The 24,380-nt window shown below is 70.2% G+C and carries 19 protein-coding genes and 2 pseudogenes; 7 read left to right on the top strand and 14 right to left on the bottom strand.

The features are described 5' to 3' along the window. Positions 1–74: 74 nt before the first annotated feature. Together ACN6LM_RS06710 and ACN6LM_RS06705 are read right to left on the bottom strand one after the other, a co-directional pair. Entirely contained in the window at positions 75–1,685 is a 1,611-nt protein-coding gene (locus tag ACN6LM_RS06710; protein ID WP_445064330.1) for a DHA2 family efflux MFS transporter permease subunit, read from the bottom strand. A gap of 141 nt (positions 1,686–1,826) precedes the next feature. After that, positions 1,827–2,297, bottom strand: a complete 471-nt coding sequence (locus tag ACN6LM_RS06705; protein ID WP_445064329.1) for a MarR family winged helix-turn-helix transcriptional regulator — start codon at positions 2,295–2,297, stop codon at positions 1,827–1,829. Between the two features lie 164 nt (positions 2,298–2,461). Here ACN6LM_RS06705 and ACN6LM_RS06700 point away from each other — a divergent pair, with 164 nt between their 5' ends. From ACN6LM_RS06700 to ACN6LM_RS06690, 3 genes are all read left to right on the top strand, one after another. Beyond that, the gene (locus ACN6LM_RS06700; RefSeq protein ID WP_445064328.1) at positions 2,462–3,586 is read left to right on the top strand and encodes an NADAR family protein; all 1,125 of its coding nucleotides are present in this window, start codon (positions 2,462–2,464) and stop codon (positions 3,584–3,586) included. A 66-nt stretch (positions 3,587–3,652) separates the two neighbouring features. After that, positions 3,653–5,236, top strand: a complete 1,584-nt coding sequence (locus tag ACN6LM_RS06695) for an amidase family protein (RefSeq protein ID WP_445064327.1) — start codon at positions 3,653–3,655, stop codon at positions 5,234–5,236. An 826-nt stretch (positions 5,237–6,062) separates the two neighbouring features. Beyond that, positions 6,063–6,617, top strand: coding sequence for a hypothetical protein (locus ACN6LM_RS06690; RefSeq protein ID WP_445064326.1), 555 nt, complete (start codon positions 6,063–6,065; stop codon positions 6,615–6,617). A 240-nt stretch (positions 6,618–6,857) separates the two neighbouring features. Here the strand turns inward: ACN6LM_RS06690 and ACN6LM_RS06685 are convergent, their stop codons facing one another. From ACN6LM_RS06685 to ACN6LM_RS06660, 6 genes and pseudogenes are all read right to left on the bottom strand, one after another. After that, on the bottom strand, positions 6,858–7,160 hold the full coding sequence (locus tag ACN6LM_RS06685; protein WP_445064378.1) for a GFA family protein: 303 nt from the start codon (positions 7,158–7,160) through the stop codon (positions 6,858–6,860). A gap of 373 nt (positions 7,161–7,533) precedes the next feature. Further along, the gene (locus ACN6LM_RS06680) at positions 7,534–7,839 is read right to left on the bottom strand and encodes a GFA family protein (RefSeq protein WP_445064325.1); all 306 of its coding nucleotides are present in this window, start codon (positions 7,837–7,839) and stop codon (positions 7,534–7,536) included. Between the two features lie 17 nt (positions 7,840–7,856). Further along, positions 7,857–7,973 (bottom strand): annotated as a pseudogene (locus ACN6LM_RS06675) (GFA family protein); the annotation flags it as partial. Between the two features lie 292 nt (positions 7,974–8,265). Continuing rightward, entirely contained in the window at positions 8,266–8,772 is a 507-nt protein-coding gene (locus ACN6LM_RS06670) for a hypothetical protein (RefSeq protein WP_445064324.1), read from the bottom strand. After that, complete coding sequence (locus tag ACN6LM_RS06665; RefSeq protein ID WP_445064323.1) at positions 8,769–12,236, bottom strand: CHAT domain-containing protein; 3,468 nt, start codon at positions 12,234–12,236, stop codon at positions 8,769–8,771. Before ACN6LM_RS06665 ends, ACN6LM_RS06670 begins: the two co-directional genes overlap by 4 nt. Positions 12,237–13,271: 1,035 nt before the next feature. After that, positions 13,272–13,487, bottom strand: a complete 216-nt coding sequence (locus tag ACN6LM_RS06660; protein WP_445064322.1) for a hypothetical protein — start codon at positions 13,485–13,487, stop codon at positions 13,272–13,274. Between the two features lie 361 nt (positions 13,488–13,848). On the opposite strand from ACN6LM_RS06660, the gene ACN6LM_RS06655 reads away from it, so the two are divergent. Further along, positions 13,849–14,676: an alpha/beta fold hydrolase gene (locus ACN6LM_RS06655; protein WP_445064321.1), complete on the top strand. Its 828-nt coding sequence runs from the start codon at positions 13,849–13,851 to the stop codon at positions 14,674–14,676. A gap of 12 nt (positions 14,677–14,688) precedes the next feature. Here the strand turns inward: ACN6LM_RS06655 and ACN6LM_RS06650 are convergent. Next, a pseudogene (locus ACN6LM_RS06650) lies at positions 14,689–14,778 on the bottom strand (DeoR family transcriptional regulator); the annotation flags it as partial. A 67-nt stretch (positions 14,779–14,845) separates the two neighbouring features. Next, the gene (locus ACN6LM_RS06645; RefSeq protein WP_445064320.1) at positions 14,846–15,778 is read right to left on the bottom strand and encodes an EamA family transporter; all 933 of its coding nucleotides are present in this window, start codon (positions 15,776–15,778) and stop codon (positions 14,846–14,848) included. Between the two features lie 39 nt (positions 15,779–15,817). Here ACN6LM_RS06645 and ACN6LM_RS06640 point away from each other — a divergent pair, with 39 nt between their 5' ends. Further along, a complete protein-coding gene (locus ACN6LM_RS06640) occupies positions 15,818–16,327 on the top strand; it encodes a MarR family winged helix-turn-helix transcriptional regulator (RefSeq protein WP_445064319.1) in 510 nt (169 codons plus the stop codon). 110 nt (positions 16,328–16,437) lie between these two features. Here the strand turns inward: ACN6LM_RS06640 and ACN6LM_RS06635 are convergent, their stop codons facing one another. The 4 genes from ACN6LM_RS06635 to ACN6LM_RS06620 are packed head-to-tail and all read right to left on the bottom strand — an operon-like array spanning position 16,438 to position 21,894. Continuing rightward, positions 16,438–17,181 (bottom strand): class I SAM-dependent methyltransferase, encoded by a 744-nt coding sequence (locus ACN6LM_RS06635; protein WP_445064318.1) that lies wholly within the window; start codon positions 17,179–17,181, stop codon positions 16,438–16,440. After that, entirely contained in the window at positions 17,178–18,554 is a 1,377-nt protein-coding gene (locus tag ACN6LM_RS06630; RefSeq protein ID WP_445064317.1) for a phosphotransferase, read from the bottom strand. Before ACN6LM_RS06630 ends, ACN6LM_RS06635 begins: the two co-directional genes overlap by 4 nt. Further along, a complete protein-coding gene (locus tag ACN6LM_RS06625) occupies positions 18,542–19,984 on the bottom strand; it encodes an NUDIX domain-containing protein (protein WP_445064316.1) in 1,443 nt (480 codons plus the stop codon). Before ACN6LM_RS06625 ends, ACN6LM_RS06630 begins: the two co-directional genes overlap by 13 nt. 47 nt (positions 19,985–20,031) lie before the next feature. Further along, positions 20,032–21,894: an ABC transporter ATP-binding protein gene (locus ACN6LM_RS06620; protein ID WP_445064315.1), complete on the bottom strand. Its 1,863-nt coding sequence runs from the start codon at positions 21,892–21,894 to the stop codon at positions 20,032–20,034. 397 nt (positions 21,895–22,291) lie between these two features. Here ACN6LM_RS06620 and ACN6LM_RS06615 point away from each other — a divergent pair, with 397 nt between their 5' ends. Together ACN6LM_RS06615 and ACN6LM_RS06610 are read left to right on the top strand one after the other, a co-directional pair. Continuing rightward, the gene (locus tag ACN6LM_RS06615) at positions 22,292–22,486 is read left to right on the top strand and encodes a hypothetical protein (RefSeq protein WP_445064314.1); all 195 of its coding nucleotides are present in this window, start codon (positions 22,292–22,294) and stop codon (positions 22,484–22,486) included. A gap of 129 nt (positions 22,487–22,615) precedes the next feature. Continuing rightward, positions 22,616–24,373: a protein kinase domain-containing protein gene (locus ACN6LM_RS06610; RefSeq protein ID WP_445064313.1), complete on the top strand. Its 1,758-nt coding sequence runs from the start codon at positions 22,616–22,618 to the stop codon at positions 24,371–24,373. The last annotated feature ends 7 nt before the right edge of the window (positions 24,374–24,380 follow it).

The raw sequence follows: 24,380 nt of genomic DNA, 5'->3' as shown, positions 1-24,380 counted from the left end.
CGTGCCGGACGCGCCGGCCGCCCGGCCCGTGACCTCGTACGTGTCGTCGCTCATCAGCCCATTACCTCATGCGGTCATCCACCGGCCACTCCCTGGTCCCGGCCCGCCTCAGACGCCCGCCGGACGCCGGTGACCGCCAGGAGCATGCCGATGACGGCCAGGACGGCGGAGACGAGCGCGGCGGTGTGCACTCCGTTCATGAACGCCTGGTGGCTGCCCTCGGCCACCGCGTCCCTCAGCTGCTCCGGCATGCGCGCCGAGACCGGGGCGACGCCCATGGCGACCGCGTCCTTGGCCGCGGCGAAGCCCTGGGCGTCGGGCGCGGGTACGCCGGCCGCGGTGAGTTCACCGGTGAGGGTGGAGCCGACGCGGCTGCTGATGAGCGACACCAGCACGGAGGTCCCCAGGGCGCCGCCGATCTGCAGGGCGGTGGCTTGCAGGCCGCCCGCGACACCGCCGTCCTCGACCGGCGCGTTGCCCACGATGGCGTCGGAGGAGGAGGCCATGACCATACCGACACCCAGACCCAGTGCGACGAACGGCGGCCACAGCGCGGAGTACGAGGATGTGGCGCTCCAGCCGAGCATCACGAAGCAGGCGGCGGCCTGCAGTGCCATGCCGAGCGGCATCGTGAGGCGCGGGCCGAACCGCTGGGTGAGCACGGCGCCCAGGGGAGAGGCGACGACCGAGGCGAGGCTGAGCGGCAGGGTCCGTACACCCGCCTGGACCGGCGTGAAGCCGCGCACGTTCTGCAGGTAGAGCATGACGAAGAAGATCACACCGAGCAGGATGAAGAAGTTCAGCGCGGTGATGACCGTTCCGATGGACAGCGCCGGGTTGCGGAACAGCCGCATCGGAAGCAGCGGGCGCGCCGACCGCGTCTCGTACCGGCCGAACAGCAGCAGCACCGCGACCCCGGCCCCGATGGCCCCGAGAGTGCTGCCCGACGTCCATCCCCACGTCTCGCCCTTGACGACACCGAACACCACCGCGAGCAGGCCGATGGCCAGCAGCACGACGCCCGGCAGGTCGAACTTCTCACGCGCGGCGGCTGCGTTACGGGTCTGAGGCAGGACGACGACGCTGAAGACGAGGGCCGCGACGCCGATCGGTGCGTTGATGTAGAAGACCGACTCCCAGTTCACGTGCTCGACCAACAGGCCGCCCACGATCGGTCCGAGAGCCGTGGAGACGGAGGAGACCATGGCCCAGATGCCGACCGCGATGCCGAACTTCCGCGGCGGGAAGACGGCGCGCAGCATCCCGAGCGTGTTGGGCATCAGCAGCGCGCCGAAGAAGCCCTGCACCGCCCGGAAGGCGATGACCCCCTCGATGGAGCCCGACAGCCCGATGGCGACGGACGCGGCGGTGAAGCCCGCGACGCCGATCAGGTAGAAGGTGCGGCGTCCGAACCGGTCGCCCAGCTTGCCGCCGAGGATCAGCGCGGCGGCGAGGGCCAGCAGATAGGAGTTGGTCACCCATTGCAGATCGGCGGTGGTGGCACCGAGGTCCCGGCCGATCTCGGGGTTGGCGATGGAGACGACCGAGCCGTCGAGACCGACCATGAACAGCCCGAAGGCGACGGCGATCAGAGTCAGCCACGGGTTGGCGCGCACGCCACCCGGACGTGGCTCGGCGGGGGACCCTGCCAGGGGTGCGGGGGAGCTGAGAACTTCGGAGGGCAAGGCGGTTCAGTCCTTCGGAGGGGCGCGTGCCGGTACGCACGCGCGGAGAAACGGGGGCGGCCGCCGCGAGGAGGGGACGGCAGCGCGAAGAGGGGGTGTGCAGGAAGCAGCACACCCCTGGGAACCGGCCGTACGGACGGCCTACTGGTCGGAGTGCAGCCGCTCGGCGAGTGAGTTCAGCGTCCCGAGCGCCGCGCCGAGGGCCTTCAGATCGCCGTCGGTCATGGTCCGCAGTGCGCCGGCGAGGTGCGCGCTCATCAGCCGGTGCACCTCGGCCAGCTCTCGCCGCGCTTTCGCGGTGAGATGCAGGTGTGCGACCCGCTTGTCGGCGGCGTCCTGCCGCCGTTCCAGGAGCCCCTGCTCGGTGAGCTGCGTGACGAGCGCACTGACGTTGTTGGGCTTCATCAGCAACGACTCGGCGGCCTTGCGCACCGTGACACCCTCGTGCGCCGCGACATGCCGCAACAGAGCGAGCTGCGCCTCCGGCGGCTTCGGGGCGGCGAATTCCTGCCCGACGCGCCGGTCCAGGGCACGGGACAGCGCGGGCAGGCACGCCACGAGGCCGGAGGCCACCTGGCTGACGCTCTGCGCGGACGCGCTGTTCTGGCTCACGCCGGGAGCATAGGTATCCAGAGATACCTATGTCAAAGTAGCTGAATGGTGCGCGGTGGCGCACACGCCCGGGCCGAGGCCGGCCGGATCGCCGTGCGGGGAGCGCATGCCCCGGCGCTCCGGCGCCGGATCCACGATCGCGCCGGAGGCGATAGCGTGGGTCCATGACGTGGCGGGGACCGACGTATCGGATGGTGGACGGGGAAAGGATCGACGGGGTCTGGTGCCACATCTGGCGGCGGCACCAGAGGGGCGGCGGGTACTACCTCGACGACCTGGTCGTCTTCGCCGACGGAAGAATCACCTGCGGTGAACGTACCGATCTGGACGGCCTCGCGAGGAAGCTGGCCGCGGGCTGCTGGACGGCGACCGATCCGGAGTCGCCACCGCTTCCCGACCCCCCGTCGAAGTGGGAATCCCGCTCCGGCGAACCGCTGACACCGGAGGGCTTCCTCCTGGAAGTCGCCGACCGTATCGAAGCACTCAATGGGCGGCCGACTGCCAGGCAGCGCTGCTGGGATGCGATCAGGCGGTACGAGCAGCAGCCGTCCGAGCCGAACCGGGAACTTCTCCGAGCGGCCTACCTGGCGGTTCCCGGGCACCTGCGGATCTACGTCCTCGGCGACATGGACCGCCAGGACCGCCCCCTGCGCATCCTGTTCACGGAGACCGGTGAGGCCGTCGACGGCGACGGCCCGGTGGCCACGGCCGAGATGCACCAGGGCGTCCTGGACTACTTCGCCCGCGTGAACAAGGCCGTCCAGGACGAGCAGGAGCGGCGAGCCGTCCAGTACGCGGACGACCCGGCGGAACCCGGCCGGCCGCCGCTCGTCTCCCATGAAACCGTCTACCCGCAGGGATGGCCGGACGAGCCGGGGCTGTTCATGCTCCGCAACGACTTCCCCGCACCCATCGAGTTCGCCGGCGATTCCTACGCCTCCGTCCAGCACGGGTACTGGGCCCTGTCGGCGGCCGACGCCTCCGACCGGAGCACGATCCGGGACGCCGCCTCCGGCAGGGAGGCGCAGGAGCTGGGCGGGCGGGCACCGCGCCGGAGCGACTGGTCCGATGTCCGGCTCGCGGTCATGGCCGGACTCCTTCGCGCGAAGTTCACCCAGCACCCCGGCCTCGCCCAGGTCCTCCTCTCCACCGGGGACGCCAGGATCAGCTACACCGGTTTCGCGGACTCACCCTTCTGGCGGGACGTCCCCGACGATCGGGGGCGGAACTGGATGGGCCGGTTGCTGGAGCTGACCCGCTCCGAACTGCTCGCCCGGCAGCTGTTCTGAGGTATTGGCGCAGGGCGAGGTGAGGGCCTCTTGTGCCGCCCGGCCGTGTGTAGTGGGGTGGCCGCCATGAAGACGAGAAGCATGGCGGCCCTGACGACCGCGATCCTGGTCGTGGCCCCGTTGATCGCGGTGGCGCCCGGTCCGCAGGCAGTCGCTCAGTCCCGCCCCGGCGGCCCGGCGCGATCCGCCGAGTCCACGCTGGTCGGCGGCATCGACCTCGACACGGTCACCATCCCCGAACTGCAGGCCCGCATGGCCCGCGGGTCGTTGTCCTCGGTCCGGCTGACCCTCGCCTATCTGCGGCGGATCAAGGCCGTCGACCCGAGGATCAACGCGGTCCTGCACACCAGTCCCACGGCCCTGGGCCAGGCGGTGGCCAGTGACATCAGGCACCGCCTCGGCCGAACGCGCGGCCCGCTCGACGGCATCCCCGTCCTGCTCAAGGACAACGTGAACACCCGTGACATGCCGACGACCGCCGGGTCCCTCGCCCTCGCAGGCAAGCCGCCGGCGACCGACGCGGAGCTGGTCGCGAGGCTGCGGGCGGGCGGCGCGGTGATCCTCGGCAAGGCCAATCTGTCCGAGTGGGCCAACTTCCGCGCGACGAAGCCCACATCGGGCTGGTCGGCGGTGGGCGGCCAGACCCGCAACCCATACGTCCTGGACCGCAACCCCTGCGGTTCGTCCGCCGGATCGGCCGCCGCCCTCGCCGCCTCGCTGGCACAGGTGGCGATCGGCACCGAGACGGACGGTTCCATCGTCTGCCCCGCCGGGATGAATGCCGTCGTCGGCCTCAAACCGAGCCTCGGCGTGGTGAGCCAGTCGGGCGTCGTCCCGATCTCCGCCGAACAGGACACCGCCGGCCCCATGGCCCGGAACGTGGTCGACACCGCGCTCACCCTGTCGGTCCTCAGTGGCGGTGAGCCCGCTCCCGGCCTCGCGGAAGCGGCGGTCCGCCCCGGCGCACTGCGCGGCAAGCGGATCGGGCTGTGGCGGCTGCCGGTGCTCGGCACCGAGGTCGACGCCCTCATGACGCGCACCGCCGAGCGGCTGCGAGCGGCGGGCGCCGAGATCGTGGAGGTGGACCTGCCGTACCAGGACCGCCTGGCCGAACTCGAATTCCCGGCCCTGCTCAGCGAGTTCCACCGGGACGTCGACGCGTACCTCGCGACCAGGAAGGGGCCGCGCGACCTGGCCGAGCTCATCGAGTTCAACCGGACCCACCCGCAGGAGCAGACCTGCTTCGCCGGACAGGAACTCTTCGAGCAGGCCCTCACCGCACCGCCCACCACCGATCCGGAACACCTGGCAATGCGGGCCGAGTTGGCGGACCTGTCCCGTCGCTCCATCGACGAGGTCATGACCGAGCACGGCCTGGACGCGATCGCCTCCCCGGCGAACCCGCCCGCCTGGACCACCGATTGCGGCCGGGGCGACAACGACGTGATCCCGTCGTCGACTCCCGCCGCCGTCGCCGGATACCCGTCCCTGTCGGTTCCGGCCGGCTTCGTGGGCGAACTGCCGGTCGGGCTGCTCCTCATGGCGGGCAACCACCAGGACGCCGACCTGCTCTCCCTGGGGGCGGCGGTGGAACACCGGCTGGACGGCCGGCGCGCGCCCCGGTACCTGCCGACGCTGCCGACCGGCTGAACCGGACAGCGTCACGGGCGAGTTGCGCAGCGAGGGGCTGAGTACGTTCAGGCGTGCGGCTGAGCAGCGAGGCTCTGCGGGGCCCGGCGGGTGCGGGCGATCGTCGCGGCATGCATGCCCGGGCCCCGGCCCCGTGCGGCCTGCGCCGTCGACCCTCCCTGTGCGGCCCGGCGTAGCCGTGGCGACGGCCCTGCTCGGCGTCGCCACGGCCGGAGAAAGTGGACACGTATCCCTGAGCGGAGGACGACACGCTGCCCGCGTCCCTGATCGCACGCATCGACGCATGGGGCGACGCGCAGGCGGCGGAGCACGGATCCGACGCCCCGAGCTACCGGTACGAGCTGTCGATCCCTCCCGGCCGGCGTGTCGGCGGCCACCCGTGCTGGGCGTCGACGCGCCCAATGGCCGTCAACTGCGCACCCTGCGGCGTGCCCATGGAGCTCCTGCTGACGGCTGACGGCTGACGGCTGTGAGATGGACGGCGGCTCGCACAGTTGGGCGCCACTGGAGGACCGGGACCCGCTGCTGAAGGGCAAGGCGTCGATCCGGGGCAGCGTCTCCGTCACGCGACCCACGAGGCTCCGCTTCGGCCGGGACCGCGATCTGCACGTCTTCGTCCGCCCGAGGGTGTCCGGTCACGCGCCCCGACGGGTGCCGGCGCAGGCCGGGACTGACACAGACGCTCGGTGGATTCCTGCGCGTGCGAAAAAAGGCATCTGCACCACTTAACGGTGAACATCGCCGCTATGTCCCTTGAAGCGGCGCTCAGTTGGAAAGGCTGGCCGTGCACCTCAACGAGGCGCACGGCCAACCCGAGGAGAAGACCTTGAAGCGTTTCTCGTTCCGCCGTTCCGCCGGACTGATCGCCGCCTCCGCGGCCCTGATCGCCGGTCCCGCCCTGTCCGCTCACGCCACGACCTCGGCCGCCCCGAGCGGTCAGCAGAGCTACGCCGCGCAGGCGCGGGCCGCCGGCCTCACCGACCAGCAGGCCGGGGAACTGCAGCGACAGGTCGACGCGGTACGCGCCCAGGAGCCCCAGGCCCGCCAGACCTCCGCGAACACCCTCGCCATCCCCGGCGGCACCGTCACGCTCCGCGCACCCGGCCAGACCGAAACCCGCGGCCTGACCTCGCCCCGCACGGCCCTGGCCTGCGGCAACGGGCACCTGTGCATCACGGACGGGCGCGGCGTCAACTACGACTACTACCGCTGCGGCTACTACGACTTCAACGGCGTCGGCGACGGCACCTTCAACAACAACCAGACCTCGGGCACCCGTGCCCGCTTCTACAACAGCGACGGCAGCGAACGCTGGTCCCACGTCGCCAAGGGCACCGGCACCGCCTCCTGGACCCCCGTCTTCCACATCCGCCCCTGCTGACCCGGGCGCCCTTCCCCGCCCCGCTTCCGGGGCGGGGGAGGGCCGCTCCACTCGCCCCGCCGGCGCAGCGGAAGGAGCGCGTCCTCGGAACGCCGTACGGATCTCACCGCGTGAGTCCCCGCCGGTGTGACGGCCCGGGGCGTACAGGCAGGGCACCTCGTGTGGGACAGGTACCGCTTGCCGTACCCGGCGACCGGCCGGGCCCGCTCGGAGACGACGTGGACGGGCCTGCCGGAACGGCTACCGGGCGAGGGCGACGGTCATCCAGGAAACCGCCTCCTGCCGGTAGGAGTGCCCGACCGGGTCGGTGCCGCTGCGGTCGGGGAGGCTGAAGCCGGTGACCATGACCGTGTCGGAGCCGTCGGCGACGGAGACGAGACGGGTCCCGCAGCGCGGGCAGAAGCCCCGGCGGAGCGTGGGCCAGGTCGCGTACCACGTCGGCTCGCCACTGGGACCGGTCCACGTCAGCCCGCCCCTGTCGAAGCCGACCCACAGGACCGCGGGCGCGCCGGAGATGCGCGTCTCGTGCGGGCACGAGCACAGTTCCCTGTCAAGTGCTTGTGTTCACGCTTGTGCCCCCTCTTCGTGGTGGCGCGCCGTGGCGGCTGCCGAGGGAGTGGGGCGGCCGACCGACGGACGGGATGAACCGTTTCTGTATGGCTAATCCTGCCGTATTTTGAGGGGCGTTGAGGCCGCTTCGCTGAAATTGAAGGGCCCGTTCGCGAGGGCGCGCATTCATCACCGGCTCCCCGATGCTTGGCGCACCCAGATTCCACGAAACCGATACCGCCCGAGAACTCAAGGCACTGGCTCTCACTTCCGCTCTCATCCCTCTGTGGGGAGGTAGCCTGAGTTCGTCGAGGAAATAGCCCCGAGTATTCCTCAAGTGTCTTGAGCGTCCCAGAACTGCCGCAGGTCAGCCGGTCGCGCTGGGCTTTGTTTGTGCCACCGAGGGCAGCCATTGCACGGCGTTGTCGTGGAAGGACGCGTGGATCGGTACGAGGTCTTCGCCGCTGGTGTCGTCGAGGGCCGTGACGTTGATGCCGATCTCCGGGATGTCGCTGTCGATCGCCGCGACGCGGCTGCCGCAGGTCGGGCAGAAGCCACGCTTCGCCTCACCGGGGAAGGTCTCGTACCAGGTCGGCTCGCCACCCTCGCCGATCCAGGTGATCGTCTTGAAGCCCACCGCCGCGTCACGGGGGTGCCGCCGAGTTTCTGACAATGATCACATTCACAGGTGTGAGGGAAGACTGCCGGGCCCTGGGCGGTAAAGCGGACGCGCCCGCAGAGGCAGCCGCCGGTGCGATCCTCGGCTGGTTCGGATCGCTGGGCGTCGGCGGTGGGGGTGGCGTTCATCAGGTGATCTCATAGAGGTGGTGGGCAAGTTGGGCAGATCAGTGTGCCATCGCTTCCACGACCGCCAGGACCCTGTTGGCAGCTCTGGCGTGACCCCGGCAGCGTGCACCGATTGCTGCGGCGTCACGGGTAGGGCGACAAAACTGCGGCTCAGGGGCGTCCGAGGGCGCGGACGGTCCATCCGGCATCGCGCCAGGTGTCAGCATCCAGGGTGCCGCGGCCGTCGATGACGCGCGGCTCGGGACTTTGGCCTGGGGCCACCAAATCGATTGATGGAGTGGGCGACCCACAATCACTGCTGAGGCGGGCCGTTCCACAACCGCATAACCGCAGCTGCCAGTTCCTTCAGGAGCCCGGCTGGTGCGGACTCCTTCACCACGCGGAACTCGAACTCCGTCTTGCCGTCCTTGCGTTTAATCCGCACGTCGACCTTGGTCTGCAGCCAGGCAATGGTGCCGGCCACGACGGCAAGCGCGGGCCCCACCAGGTCGGCGCCCAGCCGGGTGTCGGACGGCGGGTCCGCGAGCACCGGTCCGGCAGCGTCGCAGGTGGCGGGGTCCTCCACGAGCTCCGCGAGGACTCGACGGGCGGCCGCGTACTGACCGGGCCGATCGAGTTCGCCCAACTCGGCGCCGCTGTATCCGCCGGCTCGGAGCAGGGCCAGCAGCAGTTCCCATGCCTCGTCCTGGTCCATGGGCAAAACATGGGGCGGGCCGTCGGCTGTGAGATCCTCGGTTACTTCCTGCAGGGCCAGGATCAGCGACTTGTCGTCGAGCCTGGCGACCGCGGACGTGGTCATGTATGCCTCCAAAGGCCGAATAGGGCCACAGCGGCCCAGTGGAAGGGGTGGGATTCCCAGGGCCCAGCGGGATCCCGCAGCATGGCGCGCTGAGTGTCCCAGAATGCCCGCCATGGCGGTTGCTCGGGCGTGGCGTCGCCTTCGCCCAGGAGATGGTGGTAGAACTCGGTGAAAAACCTGCGCGAACTGGTGTCGTCGACGTTCCAGAGCGTGGCAACGACGGTGCGCACCCCGGAGTGCAGCAGTGCCTGCACGATGCCCTCCATGTGGCCCGTGCTATACGAGTCCCGGCGCGCGGTCGAACAGGCCCGCAGCGTCATCAGGTCCAGGCGCAGTCCCTCGCTGGACAACCGGCGGGCCGTCAACAGATAGTCGAGCCTGGCCCTGATGTCGATGGTGTACGGCTCCCTGGGCGGCCGCTGTCCGCCGTACGACAGGAGGACGCCCGAGTCCATCGGCTCGGCCGTGTCGAACCAACCGTGCGCTGCCAGATGCGCCATGGACGCGGAACGCAACGCCGACGCCACCACGTCGGGAGTTGCGTCGACTCCGGCCGTACCGGTGACGTGCCAACCGCTGGCAGAGATAATCTCCGCGTCCCGCTCCAGTCGTTCGGACTCCCCATCCTCGTGTGCGGCAACCGCGCCGACGTACACCGTGGAGCTGCCGTGCGCGGGCGGCAGGCCCCCCAGCATGAGCAGGGTCGTGGCGTTGCCGACTTGGACGATGGCGTGCCGATGGGCGAGGGGAAGGCCATCGTCGCCGGGTACGGGCAGAGCATGCAGTGGCAGATCGTGCAGCGGTCCGTCGGCCGCGACGCACAGGAGTTCGTGGCCAGTTACGTGGGGCAGCACGGCGAGCAGTGCGGGGGCCAACTCGTCGAAGAAGGCGAGGCTGCGCTTCCAAGGCCGCTGCGGCGGGAGCTGCCCCTGCGGCGGGAAAGCATCCGGGTCGCCATCGAAGGTGCGTCGCAGCCGCTCGGCGGCCTGCCGCAAGACGTCAAGGTCCAGCGGTGTGCGGACGGCTGTGAGCCGGTCCGTCTGTGGGACGTAGGAGAATGCGGTGATGTCACTACTGCCGCAGAAATACGACACGAAGGCGCAGTCGGCGGCGTCAGGGTGGGCGCGCAGCCAGTTCCTCAGGGCCGCGAAACGGGCGGGCGTGATGAGTTGGCGGCCCACGCCGCTGGTCCACGTCTTGTACTCCTCATGCAGGTCGAAGGCCAGTTCCAGCGTGGGCTCGCCGGTCGGCAGGCGCAACGCGGATCCGTGGTCCACCAGCAGTTCGATCAGCTGCTCGTAGACTGGGTGATGCAGTGCCACCAGCGCGGGCCTGTCCTGGACAGCCCCGTCCGACAGGGTGGTCCGCAATCGGCCGCGGGCCTCCCACAGCACGTCGAAGGCTTCCTGCAGGGCTTCGGGTCGCTCGGCACCCCAGCGTGTCAGGGCGCGCGCTAGATATCCGGTCGTCACAATCTGTATCTGTGTGCCCGAGGGTTGTCTCGCGGCCGAGGCGTGCAGATCGCGCAGATCTGAAACTGCCTCTGCATGCCGACCGGCCCGTTGACTCCGGGATGCCTGCGCCATCCGGAACATGGCCCGCGCCTCCCATGAACGGAACGTGCCGCCTCGCGCGCGGTGGAGTAGCTCCGTCGTCTCCATGAGCAAGTCGCCGAGTTCGCCCATGTCTTTGAACCTGGTCACCACTATGGCCAGGGTCAGTTCGAGGTCTCCGCCGTCCGGGCTCAGACACTTCATCATGGCCTGGAAGTACTCCTCGCCGGCCTCCTCCTCGTTTCCCTCGTCCCGAGCCAGGTCGCCGAGACCGAGCAGGGCAGTCACCATGCTGATCCCCTCGGCGCCCTCTTCCTCCGCCAGCTCCCGTGCCCGGGTGAGGCAAGTGCGCGCCGCTCTGAGCTCGCCGGCATCTCGGTAAGCGCTGCCGAGGTTGTTGAGGACCGGAGCGAGACGGCCTCCGCTAGCCTCGGCATAGGTCAACACCCTGCGGAACTCGCGCACGCTCTCCCTGGCGCGGCCGGCCTTGAGGTAGGAGAAGGCGAGAGCAGAATGCGCCTGGTACTTGCCTTCGCGGTATCCACCGGAGGAAGCCGCGTCCATCGCTTGCCGGAAGGAGTACCTGGCCTGCTCGTATGCTCCACAGTCGTCACACAGGAGCCCACGCAGGAAGTGGTACCGGCTGCGCAGTAGCTGGGTGCGAGAATCGCCCGCCAGAGGACCGCCCACATCTGGTCCCAGGGTCTCAGCGTTGAGCAGTGCAAGGGCCTCTACGGCCCGCCCCGCGTCCCTAAGCTCGCCAGCCAGGTGCAACCGGAGTCCCGCGGACCGTACGCGTTCCTCCGGGGCGAAAGGCGGAATTGCCGCAGCGTTTTGCAGGAGGACCAGTGCGGTGTCGAGATCGCCGCGCTCCATCCGAGCCAATGCCTCGCGCTCCGCTGCCTGACGGACCGTGTCGAATGAGCGCAGGAAATCGGGTGCCGAATCCCAGATACTGGATTCAACGATATGGTTGTGTGAGTTGCGGGGGTCGGCCAGCGTCAGGCGCAGGCGTTCCACTGTCCCGTGGTGGAAGTCCGCGACCGCGGCCTCCGCAGGACATCCGTGGGCGAGAAGCTCTTCACGCATGCGCGTGAGTTCACTCAGCAGCTCGTGCGGATCAACGTGCCCCGCCCCCTGGGTGAGCAATCCTTCGGCCCGCTCCACCGAGTCAGTGGCCATCAGGTCCTCGGCCAGCCCTCGCAGGGCACGGCTCGGTGCGGTACTAGTTCCCCTGTCTGCGCTGCGACCGTCCGACGTATTCTGCTCATGGTCCGACGGGCGCCGCCCGTCACCCAAGGGCGAGATGTTCCTCCAGACCAACTGCGCCCACTCAGCGTCGCTGTCGTCAACTGACGCCCCGCGAGCCGACTGTCGCATCCAGTCAGCGCGAGCACGTGCTTCGGCTATGGCCCCAGGAACCGCCCTCATGTCGCGGACAACCGTCAGTACCTTCGAATGAGGGGCCGCGCCTTCGAGTTTTCGTAGCGTGTCGTTCAGCTCCGTCTCCGGTCCATCCCCGACGAGCAGCCCGAGTACCAGGATCTCCAGGGCTGCCGGATCGTCGATCGCTTCACGGCACGCCGTTCGTGCCGCGGCGAGCACATCACCGCCCGTGACTCCACCCCCTGGCAGGCGAGCCAGCCCGTACATCGTCAGCGCCAGGTCCTTGTGGTCGAAGGGGGTCGCCAGTCCACGCTCGGCGCGCTCCTGGAGCGCGGCGGCTCTCAGCTCCAGCAGCCGCTTCTGTCCCGCCTCACCCTCCAGCTCAGCGATGCGCTGCTCAGCGACGTGCCGCTCTGGAGTGCCAGGGCTCGCGCTGTCGCGGCAGGCCCGTAGTACGCGTGCGCACTCAGCGCGCAGACCGGTGACCAGATGGCAGGTGGCCAGATTGAGACGCGCGATGATCATGTCCGGTCGCTGGGCCAACAGAACACGCCAGACCCGCACCGCGCCGTGAGGGTCCCCGTTCAACAGCAGACCAGCGGCGAATCGGTTGATACTCGAGGGATCGCCGTTCCTGGCCGCAGAAGCGAGCCACCGCAGAGCCTCGGTCCGCTCACCCTCGGGACGGCCGCTCCGCAGTACGGCGATGGAATCACCGGGACGCGTCGGCTCGTCGAACAAAATAGGCCAGTCAAGATATTCACTCAAAAGGCGTCACATTCGTCGTAGCCTGATACGAACCGCCTGAACCCGCTGCAGCCAGCACTCGCAAAAGTAGGCTCCTCCCGACGGCTTAGACTACGTGGCCCCGCCCGCCGGGGGGAACGGAATCAGGAACCTCCTTCCAGTCTTGAATGGCCAACTCGGTCTGATCGCCTCGGCCTTCACGGCTACACCAACTCCTTCCGCTTCGAAGAGGAGTGGACGGAGGTCGTATGGGGAGACCCCGCCTCTACCGCATGGGGCCATCAGCCGAAGAGGCCAGCTTCCGAGCCGTCCTACGGAATCACAGCCTCCACGCCCGTGGCCTTGGGGACGAGACCTCAACCCAAGGGCATGAGGATGTCCCCCCATCGAGTCGTAGGTCGCGTGTACCCCCTCCAGATTGCCGAGGCGGTGGCGCTCGAGACAGAGGGCGCCGAGGTGCCGGGCTTCGTAGATCTTCGAGCGCCAGGTCGTGGCGTCGGACTGGTCCAGGGGGCCACACGTCTCCAGAACGCCTCTCGCTCGTCCGGTTTGGCCTTCGCCATACGGGTGGTCCAATCCGCCATCGGATCGCCCCACAAGGTGCGGTCGTAGTCGATCACCCCGCTGAGTGCGGGCACTGGGGCCGACGCGCCCAAAAGACAGTTGATTGTCCTTCACCCAATAGGAGTCGAGCTTCGGTGATCTCGTCGAAGGTAGTTCGGTGCTGGTCGACAAGGTCTGCGACCTTGCGCAGGTCAGTACCGTCCAGTCCTGCGTCGTCGAGGTCGGCGGCGATGGTGGCGAAGGAGGCGGTCAAGGTGCTGTAGCCGGGGTCGGCGACGGGGCCGAAGTGCGTACCGCGTGGACGGTCCGTGCGACCTCAGCGAGCTGCCGGAAGAAGCCCGGCCAGCTGGCTCGCGGGTAGGTACCGAGCTGCTCGGCGGCCGAAATGCCGTCCAGGAGCGTTTGGACCATGACGTCCCGGCCGATGACCTCGTGGGTGACGTCGGCGGCGATGAGCCAGGGCATCAGCGGGGCGATCGGCGCGAGGTAGGGCAGGGTTACGAACTCAGTGCGCCCGCACCTGCGAACCCTTCGCCGAGGACCACCACCACCCGGCCGCACTCGGTCAGAGAACCCGCGCGCGCTTCCGTCCGCGGGCGTGATCAGCGGCCCACCGGCAGCCGGAGACCGAGGCGGCACTCTCGGTCACAAGCTCCTGTCGTGCGAGAAGTCCCAGAGTATGGAGGATGGGACGGGAGTGAGAAGGGTCGTTCGTGCCGCGATTCAGCCCTCGCGATCCGAGGTCTGCCCGCCGCCTGGGACGACTTCACCCCTCGCCCCGACCGCTTCCTGGCGGGCGGCTGTTCGCGGAACGAAAGGGATCCACATGCCGGTCATCACCACCCGTGACGGTGTCGACATCTTCTACAAGGACTGGGGCCGGGGCCGCCCCGTGGTGTTCATCCACGGCTGGCCGCTCAACGGCGACGCCTGGCAGGACCAGCTGAAGGCGGTCGCGGACGCCGGGTTCCGCGGCATCGCGCACGACCGCCGCGGGCACGGCCGCTCCACGCCGGTGTACGACGGGTACGACTTCGACACCTTCGCGGACGACCTCAACGACCTGATCACCCAGCTGGACCTGCGGGACGTGACCCTGGTGGCCCACTCCATGGGCGGTGGCGAACTGGCCCGCTACATCGGCCGCCACGGCACCGACCGCATCAAGTCCGCCGTTCTGCTCTCCGCGGTCCCCCCGCTGATGCTCCAGGGGCCCGACAACCCCGAGGGCGTGCCGCAGTCCGTCTTCGACGGCATCAAGGACGGCATCCTCGCCGAACGCTCACAGTTCTGGAAGGACACCGCGGTCGGCTTCTTCGGTGCCAACCGGGACGGCAACAAGGTCACCCAGGGCAACAAGGACGCCTTCTGGTACATGGCCATGGCCCAGACCATCGAGGGCGGCGTCGACTGCGTGGACGCCTTCGCGTCGACGGACTTCCACGAGGACCTCAAGAAGTTCGACGTGCCGACCCTGGTGGTGCACGGTGACGACGACCAGGTCGTCCCGATCGACGCGACCGGCCGCAAGTCCGCGAAGCTCATCGCGAACGCCACGCTCAAGGTGTACGAAGGCGGCTCCCACGGCATCGCCCTGGTGCCCGGTGACAAGGAGAAGTTCAACCAGGACCTGCTGGACTTCCTCAAGAGCTGACACCCCGCCCCGTGCCCGGCGGCGCGCCCCCGCGGCGTCCTCGGCGTCGCCGGTAGTGAGTCCCGCTTCGGGGTGCACGCCGGTGACTCCGAGGAGGAAGAGCGCGAGGGGTCGACGTGCTGGCTGCCCACTGACGGAGGCGGACACGAACTGCGAGGTACCGGCGGGCTCAAGAGGAACCCGGGACGGACGGCGTTCGCGCGGACCGATCGCCCACGGCAGAGCTGCCGGGCGCCCGCCTGATGCGGCGACCAGCCGAGCCGGCGGGCCGGCCGAGAAGAACGCCGACCAGGACCAGGGCCAGCCCTCCCCACTGCTGAACGGTCAGCGTTTCATCGGCGATCGTCATGCCCAGCAGCACGCCCGTGACCGGATTGAGCAGCCCGAGCAGGCCCACCGTTCCTGTGGGCAGGTGTCGTAGTCCGGCGAACCAGACGGTGAAGGCCAGGGCGGTGGCGACCAATGCGGCATAGGCGAACGCGATGAGCGTGGACGGGGAGAGCGCAGGCGGAGGCCCTTCCGCCACTGCAGCCACGGGGAGCAGCAGCAGGCCGCCGGCGGTGAGCTGCCAGGCGGTCGAGTCGAGCGCACCGGAGTCGGTACTCCAGCGCTTGGTCAGGATGTGACCGAAGGACGAGACAAGCATGGCCGCGGTCGACGCGAGGATGCCCCGCACGTTCGATCCCTCCATGCCGGTGAGCAGCATCAGGCACACCCCGGCGAGGCCGATCCCGGCTCCGCCCAGGTGAGCGGCCCGGGGGCGTTCGGACACCAAGGGCCAGGCGATGAGCATCATCGCCAGCGGGGATACCGCCATGACGGTCGAGGCCAGGCTCGTCGGCAGGGCCTGGGAGGCGACGTAGACGAGAGTGAAGAACATGCTCACGTTGAGCAGGCCGAGCACGGCGGATCGCCACCACCAGGCGCCGCGAGGGCGCCGTCGGCACAGGGCCAGCAGGACGAGGCCGGCAGGCAGTGCACGCCAGGCGGCTCCGTACAGGGGGTAGCCGGTGGGGAGAAACGCGTGGGTGACGAAGTAGTTGGTTCCCCAGGCCACCGGCGCGATCCCGGCCAGCGCCACCCATCGTATATTAGCTTCCATGGAAGCTAATATAGCTTCCCGGGAAGATAGTATGGGTTCATGGACGACCGGGAGCCCCAGGACCATGTAGCCCGCATTCAGGCCGACTGGCGTCGGCAGCGGCCCGACATCGACGTCTCCCCGCAGGGGGTGATCGGTCGTTTGCATCGCCTGGCCGACGCTCTCACCAAGGAGCTCTGTCGCGTCTACGCCCGCTACGGCCTCAGCGAAGGGGAATTCGACGTCCTGTGCGCCCTGCGGCGCGCCGGCGAGCCGTACGAGCGAGTACCCAGCGACCTCGCCGCACACACCATGGTCACCACCGGCGCCATGACGAAACGGATCGACCGCCTGGAACGGGCCGGTCTCGTCTCCCGCCGCCGGTCGGATGACGACCAGCGCGGCCGGATCGTGGCCCTCACCGACCCCGGACGCGAACTGATCGACCAGGCGTTCACCGACCACATGCACAATGAACGCCGTCTGCTGGATCTGCTGCCCCCTGCCGAGGCAGAGGCGCTCGAATCGCTGCTCACGACCTGGCTCTCCCGCATGGAGGGCAGGGAATGACGACAGTCCGCCGCAGGTCACGCGCTGGCGCCCTCCAGCAGGGCGAGGGCGTTGCGGCCGCGGCGAGGTCCTGGTGGCCGATGCCGATGAGCTTGATGACCGTGATGTCATCAGGCCCTCGCCGTCCGAAGACGCGACGCGCTGCGCCATCGGGTCCGCGGTACCGGCCTCGGCGAACGCGAGCGCGGACCGCACCAGTTCGATGACATCGCTCCAGGCGGCTCAGCCGGCACGTGCGCGCCGGTCAGGGCGTGGGCCGTGGGACGGCCCTTCTCGACGGCCCGGGTGCCGGGCGGGCGGAAGCCGCGCAGGACGAGGAAGGCCATCCCCTCCGCGTCCTGCCGCTCCATGGCCTCCCAGTCGGCGGCGAGGAGCGCGATCTCGTCCTCGTCCAGGGAGATGCCGCGCCGCTCATCGGGCGTGGTCCGCGCCACCGGGGTGATGACGACGAGAGCGCCGCCGTGCCGGAGCCGCCCGCCCAGCGTGCGCAGGACGCGGCTCCTGTCCTTGAGGAAGGGGTACACCATGCGCATCACGACCAGGTCGTACCCTTCCGCGTGCAGCGGTGCGGGGTCGTCGCGCTCGATGTCCAGGCACAGCCACCGCACACCCTGGACGTCGGCGTGCTCCTCCCGCGCACGGGCGACAGCGGTGTCGGCGAAGTCGACGGCGTCCACGGTGTGGCCGAGCGATGCGAGATACGCGGCCAACTCGCCGGTGCCACAGCCCACATCGAGCGCCTGTCCGCCGCCGGTGTATTCGGCGAACAGTTCCCGCTCGCGCTTCCCCACCTCCCGGAACCCCCGGCCCTCACGGAAGTGCTCCACCCACTGGTCGCGCCTGATGTACGTCAACGTGTGGCTCCTGATGGGTCGGTGCCGTGGTCGGAGCGGAGCCGGGCCAGGGTGCGCCGGCCGCGTTCCACCAGTTCGGGGTCGCCGTGCGAGGCGCCGTAGGAGATGCCGGAAACGGCGTCCAGGACGGCGAGGACCGCGAGTTGGGACTCCTCCTCCTGGGTGAAAGGGCGCCCATAGCCGTTCAGCACGGCTGCCAGGAGGTCGGGGCGGCCGTGCCAACTGTCGGACAGTCGCACGAAGTCCCTGATGGCAGGCCCGTCCTCGGAGCGCTCGAAGTCGATCAGGTACAGCGTGCCGGTGTCCTCGTCCCAGCGCATGTTGCGCAGGTGGAAGTCGCCGTGCGTGGGGACGGTGGGCAGGGCAGCGGCGCCTTCGACCGTGGTACGCACGAACTCCTCGTCGCCGTCGACCAGATGGGGCCGGGCACCTTCCAGGTGCCGTTCCAGCTTCCCCACGGGCGGAACCCCGCCACCCGCTCGGCGCGGCGCGGCGCTGTTGTGGATGGCGGCCGCGAGCCGACCGATGCGGTGGAAGACCTCGCGCTCCCGCTCGGGCGCCCGCACGGCACCGTGCAGGGGCCGGCCTCCCACCGCCGTGAGCACGACGGTCCGCAGGGACTCGTCGGCGGCCACCAGCCGGGGCGCGGCTTCACCGAGGCCCGTGACCCAGCCCCGTAACGCCGTGACCTCGCGCCGGTGAAAGCGCTCATTCCGGTGGATCTTGACGTACCAGGTGCCGCCCTCGGCGCCGTACGCCCGCCAGACCCGGCTCTCCTCCCTCGTCCAGGAGACGTCGGCCCAACGGGTGATCCGCCCCACCGCCCGTTCGGCGAAGGCGCGCACCGCACCCTCCGGGGCGGCGCCGGGAATCAGCAGCATCCGGTCCGCGGACGGGTCGTACGCGATGGGATCGTCGGGCTCCTGGAAGTGCACGCCCAGGTGTGCTCCCGCCCGGTAGGCGTCCAGTCCCGCCCGGCAGTACGCGACCATCGGCTCCGGCAGCTCGTCCAGCGCGAACCACCCCATGGCATCGCACTTGTCCGGCTCCATGACGCGCGGCGTGCCGTGCCAACGGCGTACCTCGAAGAAGACCCCCACTCTCGCCCGGCCGACCGGTGGCCGGTGGTGCACGGTGACTGCCGCGCGCACGTGTGCCGGATCCACCACGAGACCGGTCTCCTCCAAGGTCTCGCGTACGACGGCGTCGACCACGGTCTCGCACTCCACATGGCCCGAGGGCGCGTGCCACAGGCCGCTCGCGTACCCGCCACCGGTCCGCCGGGAGAGCAGCACCTCCGGGCCCCGGACCCCGTCGCGTACGGCCAGCAGGTGCGCGTCCACCGGCGCGTCGGCCCGGGTCAACGTGCCCACCCCAGCTCCGTGTAGACGCGGCCGGCCCGGATGCCCTCGATGGCGGCGCGGGTGTAGGGGACCAGCGGCTCGGGCAGGTCCTTGGCGTCCCACCACTGCCAGGCGACGCACTTGTCCGGCTCCTTCGGCTCGGGCGTACCCTCCCAGTGCCGTGCGCGGAAGAACAGGCCGATCCTGGGACTGTCGCCCGGCCGGTCCACCATGTGCACGGTGTGGACGAGTTCGGCATCCGCAGGGTCGATCACCAGCCCCGCTTCCTCATACGCCTCCCTGACCAGGCAGGCCGTCGCGGACTCCGCCTCGCAGTGGCCGGCGAGTGCGTGCCAGGAGCCGCCCGCGTACGCCGAATCGGGGTGTCGCAGCCCCAGCAGGACCTGGCCGTCCCGCTCCAGGTAGAGGTGGACGCCGACGACGTTCAGGACCGTCCCCGGTGGCGGGTCTGCGGGCGCGTCGTGCTCGGCGGCGTGGCGCTCCAGAAGTGCCCGGGTCGACGGCAGCATCGTCATGTAAGGGAACTTCTCCGGCCGCACCCAGGTGACCATCACACCCTCGGTGAGCGGCAGACGGGCCGGGTCACCGTTCCAGCGGCCGGCGAACACCTGGACCGGCACCCGGGTCCCGTCCGTGCCGGTGACGTGCTCGACCGCGTACGGCACCAGGCCGGCGACCGTCAGACCGGCCTCCTCGCGCAACTCCCGGCGGACCGTGTCGAGCAGCGTACGGTCCTGCGGGTCCCGGCCACCGCCGAGCAGCGACCAGCACCCCGGCTCCCAGATCCACGGCTTGTTGGCGTCCCGGAGGTGCAGCAGGTACCGGCCGTGGCCGTCATGGATGACCGCCGAGGCGTTCAGGGGTTCGGGCCGCCCGTCCGGTTGCGCCTGAAGAAGCTTCGTACGCAGGGTCGCGGACCTGACCTCCGCCAGGGGAAGCCACTGCGCGCCGGACACCTCCTCGTCCTGAAGCGTGACCTCCGGCGGCTCCTCGTCGGCCAGGTGGAACACGTAGCGGAAGTCGTAGTGCCGGTGGGCCTGTTCGCCCTTCGAGGGGCGCGCGTCGATGTCGTGCACGTCGATGTCGACGGGGGAGCCGAGCCACTGCCGGGTCAGGCACACGGCGTCCGGAGGGATTCCCGTCTCCTCCTGGAGCTCGCGCAACGCGGCGACGAGCAGGCTGCGGTCGTCGGACTCGGTGTGGCCGCCGGGGGTGAGCAGGAGCCCGCCGGAGGCCCGGTGCCGGATGTGCAGCACCCGGGACCGGCGGTCGATGACGACAGCGCTGCACGTGATGTGGGCGGGGAGCGTCGCACGGTCGGCCGGGTCCTCGACGCCGTCGAGGAGGGACAGCAGCCCGGCGAGGGAGTCCCGCTCGTGCGGGTGGCGTGCCAGATACGCCTCGGTGGTGGTGCGGATGTCGGAGCGGTTGAGCGGCATGTCATTCCCTCTCGGGACGGCGGCAGGGTACGGGACGGCGGGGCGGCTCACGCGGGGGCCTCGTGCTTGTCGTCGTCCGGCTCGGACGTGATCTGATAGGACAGCAACTGCCGGAAGAGTCCGTCCCGTTCGGCGAGCTCGGCGTATGTGCCCTCCTGGACGACGCGGCCCGCGTCGAGAACGACGACGCGGTCGGCGACGGCCACGTTCGCGATGCGATGGGTCACCAGCAGTACCGCCCGGTCCCGGGCCAGGGACCGCAGCCGCTGGAAGATGCGGAACTCGGCACGTGGGTCCAGGTTGGCCGTCGGCTCGTCGAGGACCAGCAGGCCGGCCGGGCGGAAGAACGCCCTCGCCAGGGCGATGCGCTGCCACTGACCGCCGCTGAGCTCCTCGCCGTTGAGCCACTCACGGGCCAGGAGGGTGTCCAGGCCCGCGCCCAGCTTGTCGATCACCTCGTCGGCGTCGGCCGCCTCGCACGCCTCACGGACCGCCGCGTCGCCGCGCGCGGTGGGCTGCCCCTGGGTGACGTTCTCGCGCACGGTCAGGGGCCAGTGCGCGTAGTCCTGCGGCACGAGGGCGACTTGCCGCCACAGGGCCTGCGGGTCGGCCTCGGTGGTGGGGACGCCGTCCCACAGCACCTGCCCGCCGGTGGGCAGGTAGAGTCCGCTGACCAGCTTCGACAGCGTCGACTTGCCGGAGCCGTTGAAGCCCACCAGCGCGGTGACCTCCCCGCGGCGCAGAGTGAGGGACACCTCGGACAGGGCGTTGTGCTCCTTGCCCGCGTAGCGGTGCGTGACCGACTTGAGCTCGATCGTCTCCGGCGGCGCGGAATGGTGCGTGCCCCGGCGCAGGCGGAAGCCGCCCGCCTTGTCGAGGAAGCCGGTCCAGTCGTCCATGTACAGCCCCGTCCGTACGGCCCGTGCGCCGACGGCCACCAGGCCGCGGACCGACATGCCGACGGTCTGCAGGGCGAAGACGGCCGTGCCGGCCCGGCCGACGCTGATCCGGCCGGTCGCGAGCAGCCCCACGACCGCCGCCCACACCACCGCCGACCCCAGGCCACCGCACACCGCGCCGACCAAGGACATCCGCGCGCCCTGGTCGGCGGCGGCGCGGTCCTCGCGGTTGATGCGCGCGACGGTGTCCCGGTACCGGCCGGACAGGAAGCCGGCCATGGTCCCGGCGCGGATCTGGTCGGCGGCGTCCTTGGTGTAGATGTGCCAGCGCAGCACGGACAGCATCCGGTTGTCGCCGTTGCTGCGGAGGTTGGCCAGGTAACGGACGCGCGCGGCGCTGACCTGGGCCACGGCCTGCGGCAGGCTGGCCGCGACGAGGAGCGGGAGCAGCACCCAGTGCACACCGGCGAGCACGACGGCCCCGGCGAGGAAGGCGGCCGCCGAGGCGATCAGGTCCTGCCCCTCGTTGATCAGGTCGCCGGTGACCTGGGCGCCGCGGTCGGCGGCCTCGCGGTCGCGGTTGAAGTCGGGGTCGTCGTACGCGCACAGCTCGACCTCGGCGCATCCGGTGAGCAGCATCTGCTCGGCCTCGCGGGACATCAGCGGACCCAGGCGCGCGGAGAGCCAGTTGACGGTGATGCCCAGGAGCGCGCGCACCCCGGCGGCGCCGGCGAGCAGGGCGACGGACGGCCATGCGTCGAGGAGACGGTGGTAGACGTCCCCCTCGCGCAGCAGGGCCGTCAGGGTGCCCGCGATGGCGACCAGACCCAGGGCCTGCATCACCCCGGTCACCAGCTGGCACAGCAGGAGGCCCACGGTCGCCCGCCGGTCGACCCGCCACGCCAGGGCCAGTGAGCGGCGCACCAGCTGCGGCAGTCGGCGTGCCATGTCGCGCATGCGGATCGACCGGCCGGCCGCCTCGCGGCTGCCGGTGAGATCGACGTAACGCATCTGCGTCCCGGGGGCCACTCCGGTCGCGGGCGCTAAGGGGACGGTGCGCGGTCCCGGGACGCTTCCGGCCGGTACTCCGGTGGGCTCACTCATGGTCGCTCGCGTTCACCGGGTGCCGCTGTTCGATTTCAGGAGGCTGCTGCGAGGGGGAAGGGGCGGGGTGCATGGCGTTCCTCCGTCTGGGCGTCGAAGTGGCACTGATGCTCTAAAAACGCGGTGGATCCGGTCCCGTAACGGCCGGATCGGAGGGCATTCTGTGAACGCAAGTTCTCATGGAGGGCTCAGGCCATGGGGCCTCTGGAGTGTCGTCGCTGAAACTCGTTCGATCAGGTCGGCTCACCCCTGCGGGGGATTGCGGCCCTTGCGCGGCCGTCCGGGCCACGTCCGTAGGGTCCCTATGACGACACTCCTAGCCGGTGGCGCGTTCGACGCGCTCCGAGCCGACGCCGTACGCGATCACGAGGCCCTGTGCGGGGCGTACGAACGCCCGAAGGAAACGACGCTGGGCGAGCAGACCGCCGGACTCAACGTGCTCACGATCGCCGCCATCGGGCAGCCGGACGCGGATGCGCTGAAGTACCGGTACGAGTAGCGGTCGGGGGCCCATGCGCCCGTCGCGGGAACAGCGTGCGTTCGCTGAAACGGGCACCGCCGGTGCGCCGACTCCTCTACTCTGGCCAGTCGTTTGTGCGCCCCGGGGCGCATGGTGCTGAAGGAGGACGTGCCTGTGCGGGCCCTGCGGTCGGACGACCCAGTACGCGTGGCGGACTACCGGCTGCTCGGCCGGCTCGGCGAGGGCGGGATGGGCGTGGTCTACCTCGCCCGGTCCCCGCGCGGCCGCATGGTGGCGGTCAAGTCGATCCGGCTCGAACTCGCGGCGCTGCCGGACTTCCGGCTCAGGTTCGCCGAGGAAGTCGCCATCGCCCAGCGCGTGGGCGGCGACTGGACGGCGGCCGTGCTCGACGCCGACCCGCACGCCGAACGGCCCTGGGTCGCCACCGCGTACGTCCCCGGCCCGACCCTCGCCGAGGTGGTGTCCCGCCACGGGCCGCTGCCGGAGCGCTCGGTTCGCGGGCTGGCATCCGGCCTCTGCGACGCACTGACCGACATCCACGCGGCCGGGCTCGTCCACCGTGACCTGAAACCCTCCAACGTCATGGTCACCATCGACGGCCCCAGAGTGATCGACTTCGGCATCGTCCGTGCCCTGGACGGACCGACCCACGGCGGGCTGACCTCCACCGGTGTGGTCGTCGGCTCCCCGGGCTTCATGGCGCCCGAGCAGGTGCGCGGGGAACGTCTCACCACCGCCTGCGACATCTTCTCGCTGGGCTCGGTCCTCGCCTTCGCCGCCGGCGGACGTCTGCCCTTCGATACGCCGGAAGGGCGCCCGCACGCCCTCATGTACCGGGTGGTGCACGAGGAACCCGACCTCACCGGCGTTCCGGAGGCCCTGATTCCGCTGATCGGCGACTGCCTTGCCAAGGACCCGGGGGCGAGACCGTCGCTCGCCACGCTCCGGGCGCGCGAGGAGACGCAGTTCCGGCATCTCGGCCCCTGGCTTCCCGCCCCGGTCCTGGCCAGGCTCGGGCAAGACGCGGCCCAACTGCTGGAGCACGAGGACCCCGGAACCGGTCTGACGGGGGAGAACGGCCTGGCCCCGGCGCAGCCGCCCGAGGACGAGGTCCTGACGGTTCCCGCCCAGCGCCCCGCCGTCCCGGCCACCGCCCCCGTCACCGCGCGGGCGGAACCGGAGAACCGGCACGGGACGTCACCGCGCACGCTGGCCGAGGAACGCAACGGGCGCAACGGTCCGGCCCCCTCCACGATGGCCGTGTACGTGACCCTCGCCCTGTTCGGGCTGGCGTCGCTGGGCGCCACGGTCACCCAGCTGAACCTCCTCGGCGACAGGATCTCGTCCGTCTACTCACTGGACGAGGAAATGGCCTACCCCTGGGGCTACATCCAGTCCGGGACGGCGGTCGGCTTCATCATCGCCTGGCTGATCTGGTGCGCGAGAACGCGTGCCACCGCCGAGGAGTTCGCACCAGGCCGGCTGCGTTACACGCCCCGGCTGGCCGTCCTCTCGTGGTTCATCCCGCTGGGCAACCTCTACCTGCCCAAGCAGATCGCCAACGACGTCTGGCACGCCTCCAGTCCGACGTCCCTGGGCGGCGCCATGGCCCCGGCCACCCGGCTCCATGTCTGGTGGGGATGCGCGGTCTTCACCTTGGTGACGTCGCCCCTGTACCTGTACTGGGCGGGGTTCGCGTGGGCCGAGTACGGAGACTTCACCCAGCACGACAACGGGGTGGCCTACGGGTATGACGGCTACGACGACTGGTACACGTACGACATGGCGGACGGCGCGTGGGTGGGCCTGGCCCTCCGCATCCTCGTGCTCCCCGCGGTCGTGACGACCGCCCTGTACGTGTCCCGCCTCACCGCGATGCAGCAGGCGCGCAGCACCACCACCTGACAAAGCC

The sequence above is a fragment of the Streptomyces sp. SAS_281 genome (genome assembly GCF_052542855.1).
This window is presented reverse-complemented; position numbering and strand designations above follow the sequence as displayed.

Bases quoted from the DNA above. Each gene is read 5' to 3' on its own strand.
- ACN6LM_RS06700 (WP_445064328.1), top strand. From the start codon at position 2,462: ATGACGTGGCGGGGACCGACGTATCGGATGGTGGACGGGGAAAGGATC.
- ACN6LM_RS06695 (WP_445064327.1), top strand. From the start codon at position 3,653: ATGAAGACGAGAAGCATGGCGGCCCTGACGACCGCGATCCTGGTCGTG.
- ACN6LM_RS06670 (WP_445064324.1), bottom strand. From the start codon at position 8,772: ATGACCACGTCCGCGGTCGCCAGGCTCGACGACAAGTCGCTGATCCTG.
- ACN6LM_RS06665 (WP_445064323.1), bottom strand. From the start codon at position 12,236: ATGATCATCGCGCGTCTCAATCTGGCCACCTGCCATCTGGTCACCGGT.
- ACN6LM_RS06660 (WP_445064322.1), bottom strand. From the start codon at position 13,487: ATGCCCTGGCTCATCGCCGCCGACGTCACCCACGAGGTCATCGGCCGG.
- ACN6LM_RS06655 (WP_445064321.1), top strand. From the start codon at position 13,849: ATGCCGGTCATCACCACCCGTGACGGTGTCGACATCTTCTACAAGGAC.
- ACN6LM_RS06645 (WP_445064320.1), bottom strand. From the start codon at position 15,778: ATGGAAGCTAATATACGATGGGTGGCGCTGGCCGGGATCGCGCCGGTG.
- ACN6LM_RS06640 (WP_445064319.1), top strand. From the start codon at position 15,818: ATGGACGACCGGGAGCCCCAGGACCATGTAGCCCGCATTCAGGCCGAC.
- ACN6LM_RS06625 (WP_445064316.1), bottom strand. From the start codon at position 19,984: ATGCCGCTCAACCGCTCCGACATCCGCACCACCACCGAGGCGTATCTG.
- ACN6LM_RS06620 (WP_445064315.1), bottom strand. From the start codon at position 21,894: ATGCGTTACGTCGATCTCACCGGCAGCCGCGAGGCGGCCGGCCGGTCG.
- ACN6LM_RS06615 (WP_445064314.1), top strand. From the start codon at position 22,292: ATGACGACACTCCTAGCCGGTGGCGCGTTCGACGCGCTCCGAGCCGAC.